Origin of the sequence: Halomonas sp. H5 (genome assembly GCF_050613175.1) — a bacterium.
GTDB classification, from domain to species: Bacteria; Pseudomonadota; Gammaproteobacteria; order Pseudomonadales; family Halomonadaceae; genus Bisbaumannia; species Bisbaumannia salifodinae.
The window spans coordinates 425,530-442,933 of the sequence record NZ_CP192510.1; the positions used below are offsets into that span (position 1 = coordinate 425,530).

18 protein-coding genes are annotated in these 17,404 nt (G+C 66.9%); 12 read left to right on the forward strand and 6 right to left on the reverse strand.

All coding sequences use genetic code 11. The features are described from left to right. Positions 1 to 34 precede the first annotated feature (34 nt). From ACQ1W9_RS01975 to ACQ1W9_RS01985, 3 genes are all read right to left on the reverse strand, one after another. A complete protein-coding gene (locus ACQ1W9_RS01975) occupies positions 35 to 283 on the reverse strand; it encodes a YfhL family 4Fe-4S dicluster ferredoxin (protein WP_431025067.1) in 249 nt (82 codons plus the stop codon). Positions 284 to 317: 34 nt separating this feature from the next. After that, positions 318 to 797 (reverse strand): pantetheine-phosphate adenylyltransferase, encoded by a 480-nt coding sequence (gene coaD, locus ACQ1W9_RS01980; RefSeq protein ID WP_431025068.1) that lies wholly within the window; start codon positions 795 to 797, stop codon positions 318 to 320. A 136-nt stretch (positions 798 to 933) separates the two neighbouring features. After that, on the reverse strand, positions 934 to 2,811 hold the full coding sequence (locus tag ACQ1W9_RS01985; RefSeq protein ID WP_431026396.1) for a beta-ketoacyl synthase: 1,878 nt from the start codon (positions 2,809 to 2,811) through the stop codon (positions 934 to 936). A gap of 302 nt (positions 2,812 to 3,113) precedes the next feature. On the opposite strand from ACQ1W9_RS01985, the gene trmB reads away from it, so the two are divergent. From trmB to dacB, 3 genes are all read left to right on the forward strand, one after another. Then, a complete protein-coding gene (gene trmB / locus ACQ1W9_RS01990; RefSeq protein WP_431026397.1) occupies positions 3,114 to 3,803 on the forward strand; it encodes a tRNA (guanine(46)-N(7))-methyltransferase TrmB in 690 nt (229 codons plus the stop codon). Between the two features lie 66 nt (positions 3,804 to 3,869). After that, complete coding sequence (locus ACQ1W9_RS01995; protein ID WP_346063680.1) at positions 3,870 to 4,199, forward strand: DMT family transporter; 330 nt, start codon at positions 3,870 to 3,872, stop codon at positions 4,197 to 4,199. A 25-nt stretch (positions 4,200 to 4,224) separates the two neighbouring features. Then, complete coding sequence (gene dacB, locus ACQ1W9_RS02000) at positions 4,225 to 5,661, forward strand: D-alanyl-D-alanine carboxypeptidase/D-alanyl-D-alanine endopeptidase (RefSeq protein ID WP_431025069.1); 1,437 nt, start codon at positions 4,225 to 4,227, stop codon at positions 5,659 to 5,661. Here dacB and ACQ1W9_RS02005 read toward each other — a convergent pair. Then, positions 5,649 to 6,536: a LysR family transcriptional regulator gene (locus ACQ1W9_RS02005; protein WP_431025070.1), complete on the reverse strand. Its 888-nt coding sequence runs from the start codon at positions 6,534 to 6,536 to the stop codon at positions 5,649 to 5,651. The genes dacB and ACQ1W9_RS02005 overlap by 13 nt on opposite strands. A gap of 135 nt (positions 6,537 to 6,671) precedes the next feature. On the opposite strand from ACQ1W9_RS02005, the gene ACQ1W9_RS02010 reads away from it, so the two are divergent. Genes ACQ1W9_RS02010 through ACQ1W9_RS02020 form a run of 3 tightly spaced genes read left to right on the forward strand, consistent with a single transcriptional unit; the run spans position 6,672 to position 9,644 of the window. Next, positions 6,672 to 6,884, forward strand: a complete 213-nt coding sequence (locus ACQ1W9_RS02010) for a hypothetical protein (RefSeq protein ID WP_346063683.1) — start codon at positions 6,672 to 6,674, stop codon at positions 6,882 to 6,884. Beyond that, positions 6,877 to 8,334 (forward strand): sodium:solute symporter family protein, encoded by a 1,458-nt coding sequence (locus ACQ1W9_RS02015; RefSeq protein ID WP_431025071.1) that lies wholly within the window; start codon positions 6,877 to 6,879, stop codon positions 8,332 to 8,334. The genes ACQ1W9_RS02010 and ACQ1W9_RS02015 overlap by 8 nt, the downstream gene beginning before the upstream one ends. Positions 8,335 to 8,351: 17 nt before the next feature. Then, on the forward strand, positions 8,352 to 9,644 hold the full coding sequence (locus ACQ1W9_RS02020) for an amidohydrolase (RefSeq protein ID WP_431025072.1): 1,293 nt from the start codon (positions 8,352 to 8,354) through the stop codon (positions 9,642 to 9,644). Between the two features lie 16 nt (positions 9,645 to 9,660). Here ACQ1W9_RS02020 and ACQ1W9_RS02025 read toward each other — a convergent pair whose 3' ends face one another. Beyond that, positions 9,661 to 10,536, reverse strand: a complete 876-nt coding sequence (locus tag ACQ1W9_RS02025; protein WP_431025073.1) for a LysR family transcriptional regulator — start codon at positions 10,534 to 10,536, stop codon at positions 9,661 to 9,663. Between the two features lie 105 nt (positions 10,537 to 10,641). Here ACQ1W9_RS02025 and ACQ1W9_RS02030 point away from each other — a divergent pair, with 105 nt between their 5' ends. Both ACQ1W9_RS02030 and catC read left to right on the forward strand, forming a co-directional pair. Next, complete coding sequence (locus tag ACQ1W9_RS02030; RefSeq protein ID WP_431025074.1) at positions 10,642 to 11,760, forward strand: muconate cycloisomerase family protein; 1,119 nt, start codon at positions 10,642 to 10,644, stop codon at positions 11,758 to 11,760. A 56-nt stretch (positions 11,761 to 11,816) separates the two neighbouring features. Continuing rightward, positions 11,817 to 12,107, forward strand: coding sequence for a muconolactone Delta-isomerase (catC, locus tag ACQ1W9_RS02035; protein ID WP_431025075.1), 291 nt, complete (start codon positions 11,817 to 11,819; stop codon positions 12,105 to 12,107). Between the two features lie 88 nt (positions 12,108 to 12,195). On the opposite strand, the gene ACQ1W9_RS02040 is transcribed toward catC, so the two are convergent. Continuing rightward, entirely contained in the window at positions 12,196 to 13,911 is a 1,716-nt protein-coding gene (locus tag ACQ1W9_RS02040) for a sigma 54-interacting transcriptional regulator (protein WP_431025076.1), read from the reverse strand. A 337-nt stretch (positions 13,912 to 14,248) separates the two neighbouring features. Between ACQ1W9_RS02040 and ACQ1W9_RS02045 the strand changes: the two genes are divergently transcribed. The 4 genes from ACQ1W9_RS02045 to ACQ1W9_RS02060 are packed head-to-tail and all read left to right on the forward strand — an operon-like array spanning position 14,249 to position 17,391. Next, the gene (locus tag ACQ1W9_RS02045) at positions 14,249 to 14,488 is read left to right on the forward strand and encodes a phenol hydroxylase subunit (protein ID WP_346063693.1); all 240 of its coding nucleotides are present in this window, start codon (positions 14,249 to 14,251) and stop codon (positions 14,486 to 14,488) included. A 50-nt stretch (positions 14,489 to 14,538) separates the two neighbouring features. Further along, on the forward strand, positions 14,539 to 15,525 hold the full coding sequence (locus ACQ1W9_RS02050) for an aromatic/alkene monooxygenase hydroxylase subunit beta (RefSeq protein ID WP_431025077.1): 987 nt from the start codon (positions 14,539 to 14,541) through the stop codon (positions 15,523 to 15,525). A 28-nt stretch (positions 15,526 to 15,553) separates the two neighbouring features. Further along, entirely contained in the window at positions 15,554 to 15,823 is a 270-nt protein-coding gene (locus tag ACQ1W9_RS02055) for an MmoB/DmpM family protein (RefSeq protein WP_431025078.1), read from the forward strand. A 56-nt stretch (positions 15,824 to 15,879) separates the two neighbouring features. Further along, entirely contained in the window at positions 15,880 to 17,391 is a 1,512-nt protein-coding gene (locus ACQ1W9_RS02060) for an aromatic/alkene/methane monooxygenase hydroxylase/oxygenase subunit alpha (RefSeq protein ID WP_431025079.1), read from the forward strand. Positions 17,392 to 17,404 lie beyond the last annotated feature (13 nt).

A 17,404-nucleotide genomic window follows, 5' to 3' on the forward strand; every position in this document is an offset into this window, starting at 1 on the left:
CGAGGGCACCGGCGTCGTCGTGATCAAAGGGGCGTCAGGCCGCGGTGATGCGCTGGTACTTCTCCATCAGTTGCTCCTGGCTCTCCTCGCGTTCGGGATCCAGGGGGATGCAGTCCACCGGGCAGACCTGCTGGCACTGGGGTTCGTCGAAGTGGCCGACGCACTCGGTGCACAGCGCCGGGTCGATCACATAGATCTCTTCCCCCGGCGAGATGGCGCCATTGGGGCATTCGGGTTCGCAGACGTCGCAGTTGATGCACTCGTCGGTGATCATCAGGGCCATGGGGCTACCTCAGAGAATTGCCCGAGTTATTGACTCAGGTATTGTAATGCGCTTTCAAGGCCTCGACGACCCTGGGATGCACCAGCTTGGAGACATCGCCGCCCAGGTTGGCGATCTCCCGCACGATGGTGGAGGAGATATAGGAATTCTGCAGCTCGGGGGTGAGGAAGAGGCTCTCCACGTCCGGGGCCTGGGCGCGATTCATATTGGCCAGCTGCAGCTCGTACTCGAAGTCGGAGACGGCGCGCAGGCCACGCAGGATGATGCGCGCCTGCTGGGTCTCGAGGAACTCGGTAAGCAGTCCCGAGAAGCCCACCACCTCCACATTGTCGAGGTGGCTCACCACGGCCTGGGCCAGGCCGATCCGGGCATCCAGGTCGAGGGTCGGGCGCTTGCCGGGACTGGCGGCGATGGCCACGATCACCCGGTCGAACATGCGCGCGGCGCGCTCGATCAGGTCGGTATGGCCATTGGTGATGGGGTCGAAGGTGCCGGGATAGACCACGGTGTTCATGGGCGGTGTCCTGTGCCGATCATCGGGGGCGGGCCTCAGGGTAGCGAAGGCGCCCCGCGGCGACAATGTTATCGCCGGGGGCTAGGCTCCGCCTTGTCCCCGGCGCTTATCTCGGCCGAGGTGGGTGACGGACTCTTCAGTCGTCGAGGCGGCCGAAGGGATTGTCCACCGCCAGGGAGACCGGCTGGGCGTAGCCGGGGATGCGCAGCTCGTGGTCGTCGATCTCCAGTTCCGGCCCCTCCAGCACTCCTTCGCCGAAGCGGTACTGGACGCGGAACTGGCCCTGGTCGGCCTGTGCCCAGTAGGCGCCGGCGGCGGCCTCGGTGGCGTCGCGTTTGGCGCGCCATTCGGCCATGGCGGCGGCGCCGTGGCGCTGCTCCAGCAGCCGCTCGGTGGCTCGCGGCGAGAGCACCAGGCCGGTGGCGTTGTTGCCACCGAAGCCTTTGGCATTGATCAGGCTGGCATCGGCGTCGAAGGCCCGGGGCGTGCGCGAGAAGGTCAGGCGTTCGGCATGCACGTCGTCGGCCACCGCATCCAGGGTGGGGATGCCCGGCAGCAGGCCATGGGCGAAGCTGCCCAGGGCGCTGGCGATCTGGTCGCCGGCGGCGCTGCCCTGAGAATGACCCACGAAGGCCTTCACCGCCACCACCGGCCAGGCCTCGATGCCGTAGGCCGCGGCGATGCGATCGAAGACATGGGATTCGGTGATCCGGTTCTTCGGCGTGCTGGTGCCATGGGCATGCAGGAAGGTGCGCCGGCGCAGGCCCTCTTCGCCGAGGATCTCCCGGGCCAGGGCGGCGGCCTTGCCCAGGGTGATGTAGTTGCCAATGCCGGGCGCCGAGATGGAGCGCTTCCAGCCGTCGGCGTTGGCGAAGACGCCGGGCACGGAGCCCAGGATACGCGCCCCCACCTCCAGGGCCAGGGCGTCATCCATCAGCAGCACGAACTGGCTGGCCTCGGCGATGGTGAAGCCGCAGTTGCGGGCGAAGGGCCGGCAGGCGCGCTGGTAATCCTCGTCGGTGAGCAGCTCCAGGGCATCCAGGGCCTTGAGGCTGTCGTCGTCGGCCAGGGCGCCCATGGCACGGAAGCCCTCGATGATCTCCGGGGTGATGGGCGCGTCCGAGGTGCCCACCATCACCACCCGGCGGCGACCGCTGCGGATATCCTCCACCCCCAGGCGCAGGTTGTAGAGGAAGCTGGCGCAGGCGCCCTGGATGGCGCCGGTGGGGCCGACGCTGCCCAGCACATAGGCATTGAGGAAGTCGGCGGGCATCTGGCCATAACCCAGGGGCATCTGCTTGGAGGTGGCGCGATTGCCGGAGACGAAGCTCTTGAGCAGGCCGCCCCAGCCGGCGTCATCCAACTGGCCGATGGAGTTGCCGGCATAGACGGCGATGGCGTCCGGGTCGAGGCGGTCGCGCAATGCTTCCCACGCCAGGCCGCTGTCGCCCAGGCAGTCGGAGGCGCCGAACACCGCCATGGAGAGGCCCCGGGGGTGGTGCACGCTACGGTAGAGGCTCTCCGGCTCGAAGCCGCTGGGCAACTGGCCGGCGGCCCGCACCTGGGCGGCGCGGCGTTCCGGCAGCAGCACATCGAGATGGCCGGCGGGGACGGTGACCTCCACCTGGCGGCGATCGAGTTCGCGCACCTGCCAGGTCTCCGGCAGCGCCTCGGGGAGCTGACGGCGGCGCAGCCGAAACACCAGGGGCGCCTCGATATCGAGACGCGCCTGGCGATTGGCGGGGATGCCGTCGGCGCCGAAACGGGGATCCTCGATGCGCCGGATCAGGGTGTGGTCGAGAATGCGCTGGCGGTAGCGCTCGACGACCTCGGCGGCAGCGAGGGGCTGGCCGCCGTCATCGCGCCACTGGCCATCGGAGGCGCCGGCCAGGCGCATCAGGGCGGCCAGGCCGAGCAGCGTTTCGGCCTGGGCGGATTCGGGCAGGGCCTCGAGGATGGAGCGGCGATAGGCCTGGTGCCCCGAGGTTCTGCCGGCGGCATTGACGCCCCCCATGCCGACGATCACCGGTAAGTGTGACAAGCCGGATTCCTCGTTGTGCTGTTTGATCTTGGAGTCATATTTGAGTAGGAGCGGATGATAGCACCCCGGCTTCGCCCCCGTCATGCGGGGCTCGTGGCCGGGAAGTAGAAAAGAGTTAAAACAAGTGTTTGAAAGCGCCTCCTGGTCGAGCTATCATGAAACGGCTGTTTGAGTCATACGAGTTGGTGTTGGCGCGTCCCTTCCTGCGGATGCGCCGTTTTTTTATCGGCCCGCATTGCTAGAATAGGCGCTCATTCTTGCTCTGGCCCGATGCCATGGATGCCAACTCCCGCGTTATCGTTTCCAATCAGACGGGGCCCCATGAGGATCTGGCGCGCCGCGTGGCGCGGGCCCTGACGCACCCGCTGCGCAAGCCGGTGGCCGAGCATACCCGGGCCGCCTTCGCCGAGGCCCAGGCCTGGCTCGCCGGCCAGCACAAGCCGCTGATCCTCGATTCGGGCTGTGGGGTGGGCCTGTCCACCCGCGAACTGGCGCGGCGCTTCCCCGACCATGCGCTGATCGGGGTCGATCGCAGCGAGAGTCGCCTGAGCCGAGAGCATGGCGAGCTTCCCGCCAATGCCCGGCTGGTGCGCGCCGACCTGGTGGATTTCTGGCGCCTGGCCCTGGACGCGGGCTGGCGCCCCGCGCGCCACTACCTGCTCTACCCCAACCCCTATCCCAAGGCGGCCCATCTCAAGCTGCGCTGGCAGGGGCATCCGGTGCTGCCGGCCCTGCTGGGGCTGGGCGGGCGCCTGGAGCTGCGCTCCAACTGGCGGCTCTATGTGGAGGAGTTCGCCCTGGCCCTGAACCAGGCCACCGGCCTCACCGCCGAGGTGGAGGTCACCGTGCCCGACGGCCAGGCCTACCTGACTCCCTTCGAGCGCAAGTATCACCTCAGCGGCCAGGCCCTGTGGCGGCTGGTGGCCGAGCTGCCCCATGACCCCGGGCTGATGCCCCGGTCCTGACGCCCGTCCCCGGCTCGGCTAGAATGGGCCGCCGATCCGGGCACCGCCGTGACAAGGAGTCTTCCCATGGCCTACCTCTATCTGGCCCTGGCGATCATCGCCGAAGTGGCCGCCACCAGCGCCCTCAAGGCCTCCCAGGAGTTTACCCGCCTGGGCCCCAGCCTGATCGTGGTGGGCGGCTATGCCAGCGCCTTCTATCTGCTGACCCTGGTGCTGCGCACCCTGCCGGTGGGTATCGCCTACGCCTTCTGGGCCGGCCTGGGCATCGTCCTGGTGACCCTGGTGGCCATGCTGGTCTACGGCCAGAAGCCCGATCTGCCCGCCATCCTGGGGATCCTGCTGATCGTCGCCGGGGTGGTGGTGATCCAGGCCTTTTCACAGATCTCGCCCCACTAAACTCGATCTTCGCGGACACTCCCCTATGCTGCGTCTCCTTGCCCTGTTCTGCGCGTTTCTGCTGCCCCTGCCGGCCCTGGCGGAAGGCTTTACCCATCTGGCCGGCCTGGTGGAGCGGGGCTTCGCCGTGGGCGCCGAGGCGCGCCTGCTGGGGGATGGCGCCGCCCCCGGCGAGCCGCTCGGCGAGATCGAACCGCGTCGCCAGCTATCGCCGGCCTCGGTCTCCAAGGCCTACCTCGCGGCGGCGGCCCTCAGCGAGTGGGGGCCCCAGCATCGTTTCACGACGCGACTGGTGACCACCGGCACCCTGGATGAGCACGGCGTCCTGCGGGGCGACCTGATCCTCGAGGGGAGCGGCGATCCGGGCCTGGTGGCCGAGGACCTGTGGAAGCTGGTGCAGGGCCTGCGCCAGCGGGGGATCACCGCCATCGAGGGCGGGCTCGAGGTCAGCCAGTGGCGTTTCGGCCCGGTGGAGTGCGTCACTACCGACCGCTGCCAGGCCCGCCGGCGCGCCGCCAATGCCTACAGCGCCGGGCTCTCTTCGGCGGGGGTCAATCACGGCAGCTGGTGCCTGTCGATCCGCCCGGGGGCCGTGGGCGAGACGGCCCGGGCGCTGAGCTGCGATACCGCCGAGCCCCTGGTGCCCCTGGATAATCGTATCGACACCGTGGCCGCCGGCGGTGGCACCGAGTTCAGCGTCGAGCGGGCCGGGGAGGCGGGCAGCGAGCAACTGATCCTGCGCGGGCGCATCGCCGCCGACAGCGGACCCCGCCAGGTACATCGGGCCAGCGCCGATCCCGCCCTGCAGACCGCCCAGACCCTGGGGGCCCTGCTGGCCCAGGCGGGGATCACCCTGGCCGGGGCCCCGGTGGTCACCGAAGCCGCGCCGCCGGCCGAGGCTCGGGAACTGGTCGCGGTGGAGGGGCGCTCCCTGCACGAGCTGCTGTTGGGGGTAATGCACTACTCCAATAACTACATGGCCGATGTGCTGACCCTGGGGCTCGCCGAGGGCAGCCGGCGCCTGCCGGAGGGCGGCGCCGCCCTGGCCGGCTTCGCCGAGGCGCTGCCCAACCACGGCCCCCTGACCCTGGACAGCGGCAGCGGCCTGACCACCACCAATCGCACCAGTGCCGCCGGGGTCAATGTGCTGCTGGAGCATATGTACCGCCAACCGGCGCTCTTCCCCAGCTTCGTCAGCGGCCTGCAGTCGCCGGCCACCGGGGTGATGCGCTTTATCCGCCGCGGCGGCGAGACCTTCCAGCACCATGTGATGCTCAAGACCGGTACCCTCAACCAGCCCTTCGCGGTGCGTGCCGCCGCCGGCTACTTCCGCACCGCCAGCGGCCGCTGGGGCGTCTTCTCGGTGCTGGTCAATGGCAACGGCACCACTCCCTACCTGAGCTGGCCCGAGGTGCTCGATCCGCTCTCCCGGGACCTGGAGGCGATGATTCAGTCTCGCTGAGTCACCAGCTCCACCAGATTGCGCAGGGCCGGGGAGTCGTTGTCGCCGCGCCAGGCGAACCACAGCGGCATCTCGCAGGCACGCAGCTCGGCGAGCTCCACGAAGCGGATGCCGGGCATGGGGTGACAGCGGCTGGCGGCGGGCAGGATGGCGATTCCCAGCCCCGCGGCCACCATGCTGAGGATGGCGATATTGTCGGCGCCGTACTGCACCACCCGGGGATGAAAGCCGAGGCGCTGGAAGTGGGCCTGCATGCGGTCGTAGTAGACCGGCGAGGCGCTGCGGAAGCCCCACACGAAGTCCGCCTCGGCGAGATCGCTCAGGCGCGCCGGCGGGGCCTCGGCCCAGGAGGAGCCCTCCGGCACTGCCAGGATCAGGTGATCCTCCTCCAGCCGCCGGGCCTCCAATCCAGGATGGCCGCCATCGTCCAGGTAGAGGATGCCGGCATCCAGGCGGCCCTCCCTGAGGCGCTCCAGTTGGGGGCCCGAGAGCAGCGGGAAGACCTCGAAGGCGACCCGCGGATAGCGATCCCGGTAGCGCCGCAGCAGCCCCGCCACCTCCGGCACCCAGAGATGAGTCACCGTCACCCCCAGGCTGACCTTGCCCACCACCCCCTGGCCCAGGGCCGTCAGTCGCGCCCTGAGCCGGGTGCGCCGATCGAGCAGCGCCTGAGCCTCCTCGTAAAGCGCCTGGCCCGCCACCGTCAGCCGCATGCCTCGCGCATGGCGCTCGAAGAGCCGCGTCTCCAGGTCCTCCTCCAATAAGCGAATCTGCCGGGTCAGCGCCGGCTGGGCCACATGCACCCGGCGGCTCGCCGCCGAGACCGAGCCGGCCTCCACCACGGCGACGAAGTAGTGCAACTGGCGAAATTCCATGGCCATCCTCGGTCAACCCATATCAGGTCGATATGGGTGATATCCAATATGGATATTTTTTCTATCTCTTGGCCTGCGCCATAGTCAAGGAACAATCCATAACAAGACTCGCCGCGGCGAGCGGGACGACCCTCGATGAGCAAGACCTATCACTGGCTGGTGGGGCTGCACTTCACCCTGTGCACCCTGGCGATGATCTGGCCCGGCGCGCTGATCGCCAACCGTATCGAGCCCATGCTGCTCGGCCTTCCCTTCCTGTTCTTCTGGTACATCCTGTGGATGCTGGTGCTCTTCGCCGGCATGTGGGTGGCCTTCGTGATCCGTCACGGAGGGCGCCGCCATGACTGATTCGCTGATCGTCGTCGGCATCACCCTGACCTATCTCGCCGGCGTGCTCTGGGTAGGCCTGCGCGCCCGGGGCCAGCAGGGCTCCAGCCTGGAGGGCTATGTGGCCGGCGGTCGCCACGTGGGCGTGGTGATCCTGTTCTTTATCCTCGGCGCCGAGATCTTCTCCGCCTTCGCCTTCCTGGGAGCCCCGGGCTGGTCCTACCAGCACGGCGCGCCGGCCTTCTATATCCTCGCCTACCTCTCCCTGGTGCCTATCACCATCTGGGTCCTGGGGCCGCGGGTGGCGGCGCTGGGCCGCGAGCGGGGTTACCTGACCCAGGGCGATATGATCGCCGATCACTACCGGAGCAAGTCCTTGGGCATCCTCGCCGGGGGGATCGGTGTGCTGGCCCTGGTGCCCTATTTGACCATCCAGATCGCCGGCGCCGGCCTGCTCTTCCAGGCCGCCACCGATGGCCTGGTACCCTTCTGGCTCGGCGCCCTGCTGGCCTTCCTGGTGGTAGCCGCCTATGTGTTCTGCAGCGGCCTGAACGGCATCGGCTGGACCAATCTGGTGCAGGGCATCATGATGATCGCCATCGCCTGGTTCCTGGGGCTATCCATCTCCGAGCGCCTCTATGGCGGCGTGGGCGAGATGTTCGCTCGGCTCCAGCAGGCGGCGCCGGAGTACCTGATCCTGCCCGGGGCCACCGGCATGAACTGGGGCTACTTCAGCACCGCGGTGCTGGTCAGCGCCTTCGGCGGCGCCATGTGGCCGCACCTCTTCATGAAGTTCTACTCCGCGGACAGCGGCAAGACCCTGCGCAAGGTCAGCGTCTTCTATCCGCTCTACGCCTACCTGCTGGTGCCGCTGCTGTTTATCGGCTTCGCCGGCATCCTGGTATTCGCCGATGCCCCCCTGGAGCGCTCGGATACCGTGCTGCTGCGCATGGTCATGGAGGTGGCCGACTTCTCGCCCTGGGTCATCGGCCTGATGCTCTCCGGCGCCCTGGCCGCGGCCATGTCCACCGGCGCCAACCTGGCGCATACCGCCGCCATCGTGCTGGTTCGCGACGTGGCCGGCCCGACCGTGATGAAAGGGGCCAGCGAGCAGACCGTGGTCAGCGCCACCCGCTGGAGCGTGCTGGGCCTGTCGCTGATCGCCTACCTGTTCGCCCTGGCCAACCCCGCCTCCCTGGTCCTGCTGTTGCTCGGTGCCTATGGGCTGATCGTGCAGCTCTTCCCGATGGTGATCGGCGCGCTCTTCATGCCGCGACTACGTCGCGCCAGCGTGATGGCGGGCGCCCTAGTGGGCAGTGCCGCCTATCTGGGGATGGAGTTCGCCTGGGGCTCGCCGCTGGGCTGGCACGCCGGCGTCTGGGCCATGCTGCTCAATGTACTGGTGGTGGCCGCCTGGCAATGGGCTAGTCGCGCCGGCGACGCTGCCCTCTCTCGTACCCAACACTCTTGAACCCCATGGAGGCCATAATGACCACGCCAACCGATCTCAAGGAGGCCCTGGAGGCCTGGGTAGAAGACGCCTTCACCGAGGTCCAGGCTCTCTACCGCCGGCTGCACCAGCATCCGGAGCTGCCCTTCCAGGAGCACAAGACCGCCGCCCGCCTCGCCGAGGCCCTGGAGAGCCTGGGTTTCGAGGTGACCCGCGGGGTGGGGGGCACCGGCGTGGTGGCCCTGCTACGCAACGGCGAGGGCCCCACGGTGATGCTGCGCGGCGATATGGATGCCCTGCCCATCGAGGAGCAGACCGGCCTCGACTTTGCCAGCACACGCACCGCGGAGACGGAGAGCGGGACGGTGCCGGTGATGCACGCCTGCGGCCATGACCTGCACAGTAGCTGCCTGGTGGGCGCCGGGGCGGTGCTGGCCGAGCTGCGCCAGCGCTGGCGGGGCACCCTGATGCTGGTCTGTCAGCCCGCCGAGGAGGTCTTCGGCGGCGCCCGGGCGATGCTCGACGATGGCCTCTATAAGCGTTTCGCGCGCCCCGATATCGTCCTGGGTCAGCACAATATGCCGGCCCGGGAGGGCACCGTCGGGCATATCGCCGGCAGTGCCATGGCCGCCGCCACCACCCTGGGGGTGACCATCCACGGCGCCGGGGGCCACGGCTCCATGCCGGCTCAGGCCATCGACCCGGTGGTGATCGCCGCCCATGTGGTGACCCGGCTGCAGAGCATCGTCGCCCGGGAGGTGCCGCCGGAGGAGACGGTGGTGGTCACCGTGGGCAAGCTCCACGCCGGCACCCAGGGCAATATCATCCCCCATACGGCAGAATTGGAGATCAATGTGCGTGGCTTCGACAACGCCCTACACGCCCGGGTGCTGGAGTCGATCCGCCGCATCGTGCGCTGCGAGTGCGAGGCGGGGCGCGCCCCCCGGGCACCGGAATTCCGGGTGCTCTCGCAGACCATCGCCCTGCATAACGACCCCGAGGCGGTGGCCCGGGTGCGCCGGGCCCACGCCGACCACTTCGGCGAGGAGCGCCTCTTCGCCATGCCGCGGCTCAACGGCAGCGAGGACTTCCCCTACTTCGGCGATGCCGAGGCGGGGGGCTTCGACGGCGAGGACATCCCCTGCGTCTACTGGTTTATCGGCGCCACCCCCGAGGCGCGCTGGCGGGAGACCCCGGGGGAGGGTGTGGCCGAGAAGATGCGCCACCTGGAGATGCCCCACTCCCCCTACTATGCCCCGGGGCAGGCGGCGACCCTTAGGGCCGGCATGGCGGCCCTGGCCAGCGGCGCCCTGGCCTATCTGGGCGCGTAAGGGGCGTCGCGGCGGCCTATTGAGCCCGGGCCAGGATGGCGTCCACCTCGCGCATCAGCGGGGTGTCCGCCTCGCCCTTGCGGCGGCTGCAGATCACCGGGGTGGTCAGGCTGGCATCGGCCAGGGGCACATAGCCGATGCCCTGACGCTGCACGTTCTGGACTTGCTCCGGCACCAAGGTGATACCCAGGTTGGAGGCCACCAGCCCCAGGGCCGTCTGCAGCTCGTTGGTCTCCTGCACCACCTGGATCTTGAGGCCGCGGCGGTGGAAGAGCCCCTGCACCATGTCCGCCAGGCTGGGGCGAGGACGCGCCGGAAAGAGGATCAACGGGTAGCGGGCCAGTTCCTCCAGGCTGGGCCGGGTGCCCTCCAGGGGGTGGCCCGTGGGCAGCGCCGCCAGCAGCGGCTCGTCGAACAGTACCCGCTGCTCCACGTCCGGGTCGTCTACCCGCAGGCGACCGAAACCGATATCGATGCGTCCCGCCTTGAGGGCCTGGATCTGCTGCACCGTGGTCAGTTCCACCAGGCTCAGCTCCGCCTTATCCTTTTGTCGTAGTTCCCGGGCCAGCAGGGGCAGCTGGCCATAGAACACCGAAGGCACGAAGCCGATGGCGAACAGCGGGCGCTGGCTGCGCTCCATGCGGCGGATGGTGGCGACGCTGGTCTCTACCTTGTCGAGGATCTGCCGGGCATGCTCGTAGAAGACCTGGCCGGTGGCGGTCAGGGCCAGCCCCTGGGGGCCGCGCCGGAACAGTTGGCTGCCCAGCTCCTCCTCCAGGGCCTTGATCTGCCGGGACAGCGGCGGCTGGGTCATATGCAGCCGCTGGGCCGCCCGGGTGAGATTGAGCTCTTCGGCCACCAGGCAGAAGAGACGCAGATGGCGCAGTTCCATCATACCTCCTGAGGTATGGCAGGGTTTCCAAACGATATTGGTCCGGGGGCATAAAGGCAATCACACTGAAGATGTTCCACTGATTCCCTGAGGTGCCTGCCCGCCATGTCCGCCGTTATCCAGTCCATCGACACCCTGCTGGTCGATCTGCCGACCATTCGTCCCCACCAGCTCTCCATGACCACCATGGCCTGTCAGACCATGGTCATCGTGCGCCTGCGCGACAGCGACGGCATCGAGGGCCTGGGCGAGGGCACCACCATCGGTGGCCTGGCCTATGGGCCGGAGAGCCCGGAGAGCATCAAGCGCAATATCGACACCTACCTGGCGCCCCTGCTGATCGGCCAGGAGGCCGGCAATATCAATTCCCTGCGCGCCCGCCTGGCGCGTCATGCCCGGGGCAATATGATCGCCAAGTCGGCGCTGGAGACGGCGCTGCTGGACGCCCAGGGCAAGCGCCTGGGGCTGTCGGTCGCGGAACTGCTGGGCGGCGCCCGCCAGACCCATCTGCCGGTGCTCTGGACCCTGGCCAGCGGCGATACCCAGAAGGATATCGACGAGGCCCAGCTGCGCCTGGAGCAGCGTCGTCACTGCGATTTCAAGCTCAAGATCGGCGCCCGTAGCGTCGATCAGGACGTGGCGCATGTGGCGGCCATCAAGGCGGCCCTCGGCGATCGCGCCAGCGTGCGCGTCGACGTCAACCAGGCCTGGGACGAGACCAGCGCGGTGCGCGGCATCCATGCCCTGCAGGAGGCCGGGATCGAGCTGATCGAGCAGCCCATCCCGGCTCGCGAGCATGCCGGCCTGGTACGCCTGGCCAATCGTTTCCGGGTGCCCATGCTGGCCGATGAGGCGGTGCAGGACGCTCGGGACGGCCTCGACCTGGTCGGTGCCGGCTTCGCAGGTGCCTTCGCCCTGAAGATCGCCAAGGCCGGCGGTCCCCTGGGGGCCATCGAGCTGGGCCAACTGGCCCAGACCGCCGGTATCGGCCTCTACGGCGGCACCCTGCTGGAGGGCACCATCGGGACCGCGGCCTCCCTGCACGCCTGGGCCACCCTGGGCGAGATGGCCTGGGGCACCGAGATGTTCGGCCCGCTGTTGCTCAAGGACGATATCGTCGCCGAGCCGCTGAACTTCCACGACTTCGGGGCCGATCTGCCGTCTGGCCCCGGCCTCGGCGTCACCCTCGACGAAGACAAGCTGGCCCACTATTCGCGCCAGTAAGGCGTCCGTGGGCGACCCATACCCTTTCGCAAGACACACTTAACGAGGAGAGAGCCATGCTGTTTCAGGTGGAAATGACCGTCAAGCTGCCCCCCGAGATGCCCGCCGAGCAGGCCGCCGAGATCAAGGCCACCGAGAAGGCCTACGCCCAGGACCTGCAGCGCCGCGGCAAGTGGCGTCACCTGTGGCGGGTGGCCGGCAGCTACGCCAACGTCAGCATCTTCGACGTGGAAGACAACGCCGAGCTCCAGGAGATCATCTCCAACCTGCCGCTGTTCCCCTATATGGAGATCGCGGTCAAGCCGCTGTGCCGCCATCCGTCTTCGGTTCGCGACGACGATAGCTGATCGCTGGCTGACGGACGATGCCCCATATGACGCGGCCCGCCAACCGGCGGGCCGCGTCATTGCTGTGGAGAGTCACGGACAGGCTCGGCTACAGCATTCCCCCCTTCTTGAGGCGATAGTCCAGCGCCGCCCGGCTCATGCCCAGGCGCCGGGCCGCCGCCGAGACATTCTTGCCCGACTCCCGATAGGCCTTCTCCAGCAGGGCCGTCTCCAGGGCCTCCAGCGACACCCCCGCCTCGAGTACCCGATCGCAGAGCGACACCAGGGCATCGCCAGACGCAGTATCCGCGGCCTGTGCGATATGGCCGCTTTCGCTCAGGGTCTGGCCCGGCTTCTGGCCGGGATGCTGACCGAACAGCGCCTGCTCATCGATGGAGTTGCCGTCACCGGCGAGGATCACCCCCCGCTCGATAATATTCTGCAGTTCGCGGATATTGCCCGGCCAGGCATGGGCCCGCAGCAGGGCCATGGCCTGATCGGTAAAGCCCAGCGTCTTGACGTGGTAGTGGCACTCGAAACGTTCCAGAAAGTGCTCGGCCAGTAGCCGAATATCATCGCGGCGATCACGCAGGGGCGGGATGATCACCGGGTAGGCATTGAGCCGATAGAAGAGGTCGGCGCGGAAGCGACCGTCCTGTACCCGCTCCATCAGGTCGCCATGGGTGGCGGCGACGATACGCACATCGATGGCGTAGCTGTGCTGGCCGCCGACCCGCTCGATCTGTTTCTCCTGCAGGACACGCAGCAGGGAGGCCTGGGCCCGCGGCGAGAGCTCGGCCAGCTCGTCCAGGAAGAGGGTGCCGCCGTGGGCGCGCTCGAAGCGCCCGGCCCGGGACTGGACGGCGCCGGTATAGGCGCCCTTATCGACGCCGAACAGCTCCGACTCGATCAGGTCCGGGGGAATGGCCGCGCAGTTGACCGCCACGAAGGGGCCCTCGGCCCGGCCGCTCTGCTGATGGGCCCGGTGGGCCATGATCTCCTTGCCGGTGCCGGTCTCGCCCAGCAGCAGAATCGGCACCTCGGAACGCGCGGCGCGGTCGATCAGGTCCAGCGCCCCGAGGAAGGCCGGGGCCTTGCCGATGGGGCGGTAGTGCTCGTCGCCCTTGTGGCGGGCGATATCGTCTTCCAGGTAGGCGATGCGCGACTGCAGTTCGTAGAGCTCGTCGATCAGCGGGTCTTCGCGGAAATGCTCGGCGAAGGCGCCATGATCCTCCCACTCGGCGGCGGGGCGGCCGATGATGCGGCAGCGCTCGTCGCCGCGGCCGCGACACTCCACCTCCCGATACTGGATCTCCTGGCCCAGGAACTGGCTGGAGTAGGCGCAGGCGTAACCCAGCTGCATCCAGCACACCGGCTCGTCCAGGGAGGATTCCAACTGCTCGTTGATCGCCACCTCATAGGAGTCCTGCCACTCGAACTCGCCATAGAAGTGGCCCTGATGGGGATCGATCTCCAGCGCCAGGGGAATCACCTTGACCAACCCCCGCAGGGAGTGGAGCTGGGGGCCGGTCAGGAAGCCATCCTCCACCGACATCTCCTGACCACGCACGGCCCGGGCCAGTTCGGCATCCTTGAGCCCCGAGTGGTAACCCAGGCGCAGGAAGAAGCTCTTGGCACGCTTCAGCCCCAGGGTACGAATGATCTCATGGCGGAAGGTGGCCATGGTCTGTAGCTGCATCAGCAGCATGCGCTGTTCGCCGAGCCATATCTGCCCCTCCTCGGGAAGGAAGCGCAGTTTCTCGAGAATATCTCGGCTATCCGGGTAACGCGGCGTCACCCCATCGCTAGGCGTGCTCGTTTTCATGGCGTCACAGGGCCGTTATTTTGATCTTGTGTATTGGACTTTTGTCGGGTTTTTCAACACGACTACCGATTATCGACTCCGACAGCATAAGCCGCTCGAGGTCGCCCCTTCCAGTCTCCTTTCATTGAACTCCCTGTCGCCGGCCGGTGATTTTCATCATTTGGCCAAGCTGCTGTGCAGCAATTGATGATTTTCACGATGCGCGGCGCTCCTCAGACGGTCGGGAAGCGGCGGGGTGGTTTTTTATCATTCTGTTTTTTCTAGTCTTTTTTGGTTTTTGGCCGGACTGGCATGGGCCTTGTAAAGGTAAGGAGGAAACTCACCCGGAGGCGATCCCATGTCCCAGTCGGCCATCCCCCGCACCCTGAAACGCTATGTCCGTGTACGGGAGAGAAGCGAGCGATTCATTGAATTCGACTTCGCCATCGAAAATCCGGAGCTGTTCGTCGAACTGATCATGCCTCCTTTGGCCTTCGAGGAGTTCTGTGCCCGCAATGACGTGATCTTTATGAGCGATGAACAGGCCAAGGCCGTCGATACCCAAATGGAAAAGTGGCGCTACAGCGTCAGTCACTGATACCGGAATGCGACGGTCACCATCGCACAATAATAAACGAGGAGTCCCCTATGAGTGTCGAGATCAAGACGGCGGAAATCACGCCGATTCGTCAGACCTATGGCCATACCAAGCGGCGCTTCGGTGACAAGCCGGCGACCCGTTATCAGGAAGCCAGCTTCGATATTCAGCCGACCACCAACTTCCATTATCGGCCGATGTTCGATGAGCATCACGAACTCTATGACACGGGCCATACGGCGCTGGTGATGGAGGACTGGTACGCCTTCAGTGACCCCCGCCAGTTCTATTATGGCGCCTGGGTGGCGGCCCGCGCCAAGCTCCAGGAGAGCACCGAGACCAGCTTCGCCTTCTTCGAAAAGCGTGGCCTGGGCGCTCGCCTGAGCGACGAGGCGCGGGGCCTGGTCACCCGCTGCCTGCTGCCGCTGCGCCATGCCGAGATGGGCGCCAACATGAATAACGTGGGCATCGCCGCCAATGCCTACGGCACCACCCTCAGCCAGGCGCACATGTATCACGGCATGGACCGTCTCGCCGTGGCCCAGTACCTGTCGCGCATCGGCCTACTGATCGACGAGTCGCCCGGCGCCCTGCTGGCCGAGGCCAAGACCCTGTGGATGGAGGAGGCCGCCTGGCAGGGCGTGCGCCGCTACGTGGAGGACAGTCTGGTGGTGGAGGACTGGGCCGAGCTCTCCCTGGCTCAGAACCTGATCTTCGACGGCCTGCTCTACCCCTTCCTGCTGGAGAGCCTGGACGAGCGCCTGCTGGCTCAGGGCGGCGGCGATATCGCCATCCTCACCGACTTCATGGGCGAGTGGTTCAAGGACGGCAGCCGCTTTATCGATGCGCTGTTCAAGACCCTGGCCGGCGAGAGCGAGGCCAACCGGGCGCAGCTGACCCGCTGGGTCGCCCACTGGCGAAGCCGTGCCGTCGAGGCGCTGACCCCGGTGGCCATCGACGCCGATATCGAGCTCGACGCCGCCCTGGCGGTGCTGGACAAGCGCCTCGCCAAGCTCGGCCTGCTCGAGACCCACTGAGCCTTCCCCTGATTACGGAGTTAGCCCCATGTCACGCGTCTTTATCGCCCTGCAGGACAACGAGAACGCCCGCTTTATCGTCGAGGCCATCAGCGAGGACAACCCCGCGGCCGAGGTCAAGCACAGCCCGGCCATGATCCGCGTCGAGGCCGACGACCGCCTGGTCATTCGCCGCGAGACGGTGGAAGAGAAGCTGGGCCGCGACTGGGATACCCAGGAGCTTCAGGTGGACATGATCAGCATCGGCGGCAACGTCGACGAGGATGACGACAGCTTCACCCTCTACTGGAACACCTGAGTCCCCGACGACGCCATCACACGCCAGCCAACAATAATGGCGCAGGAGAGTTAGCCATGAATGCCAAGACCAGCAAGCGACTCAACATGAAAGAGCGCTACCGGATCATGACCCGGGACCTGGGCTGGGAGCCCAGCTATCAGCGCTACGAGGACATCTTCCCCCAGGAGGGCTTCGAGGGCATCAAGATCACCGACTGGGACCAGTGGGAAGACCCCTTCCGCCTGACCATGGATAACTACTGGAAATTCCAGGCGGAGAAGGAGCGCAAGCTCTACGCGATCTTCGATGCGGTGTCCCAGAACAACGGCCAGATGAAGATCTCCGACCCCCGCTACCTGAACGCGGTCAAGCTGTTCATCACCGCCGTCACGCCGCTCGAGTACAACGCCTACAAGGGCTATGCCCGGGTCGGTCGCCAGTTCGGTGGGGTCGGGGCGCGCATCGCCTGCCAGATGCAGTCCATCGACGAGCTGCGTCATACCCAGACCCAGATCCATGCCATGAGTCACTACAACAAGTACTTCGGTGGCATGCATGACTTCCCGCACATGTTCGATCGGGTCTGGTACCTGTCGGTGCCCAAGTCGTTCTTCGAGGACGCCTCCACCGCCGGGCCCTTCGAGTTCCTGACCGCGATCTCCTTCTCCTTCGAGTACGTGCTGACCAACCTGCTGTTCCTGCCGTTCATGTCCGGCGCCGCCTACAACGGCGACATGAACACCGTGACCTTCGGCTTCTCGGCGCAGTCCGACGAGGCACGCCACATGACCCTCGGGCTCGAGATCATCAAGTTCATCCTCGAGCAGCACGAGGACAACGTGCCGATCATCCAGCAGTGGCTCGACAAGTGGCTGTGGCGCGGTTACCGGCTGCTCTCCATCGTCGGCATGATGATGGACTACATGCTGCCCAACAAGGTGATGTCCTGGGCCGAGGCCTGGACGATGTACTACGAGGAGGCCGGCGGCGCCCTGTTCAAGGAGCTCGAGCGTTACGGCATCCGCCCGCCCAAGTACGCCGACCAGACCGTGATCGGCAAGGATCATGTCAGCCACCAGGCCTGGTTCATCTTCTACCAGTACGGTCACGCCACCGCCTTCAACACCTGGGTGCCCACCGCCAAGGAGATGGACTGGCTCTCCGAGAAGTACCCGGACACCTTCGATCGCCTCTACCGGCCGCGCTTCGAGCTGCTGGCCGAGAAGGCCGCCAAGGGCGAGCGCTTCTACAACAACGCCCTGCCGCAGCTCTGTCAGGTGTGCCAGATCCCGCTGGCGATCACCGAGCCGGACGACGACACCCTGCTCAGCCACCGCGACACCGTGCATGACGGCGAGCGCTACCACTTCTGCTCCGAGGGCTGCCGCGACATCTTCCAGCACGAGCCGGAGAAGTATGTCCAGGCCTGGCTGCCGGTGCACCAGATCCTGCAGGGCAACTGCGGCGGCGCCGACATGGAGAAGGTGATCGGCGACTACTACCGCATCGAAATGGGCGAGGACAACCTCGACTTCGAGGGCTCCGCCGAGCAGCGCCGCTGGGCGGCGTGGAAACAGGCCGTCTGAGGAGGCAGCGATC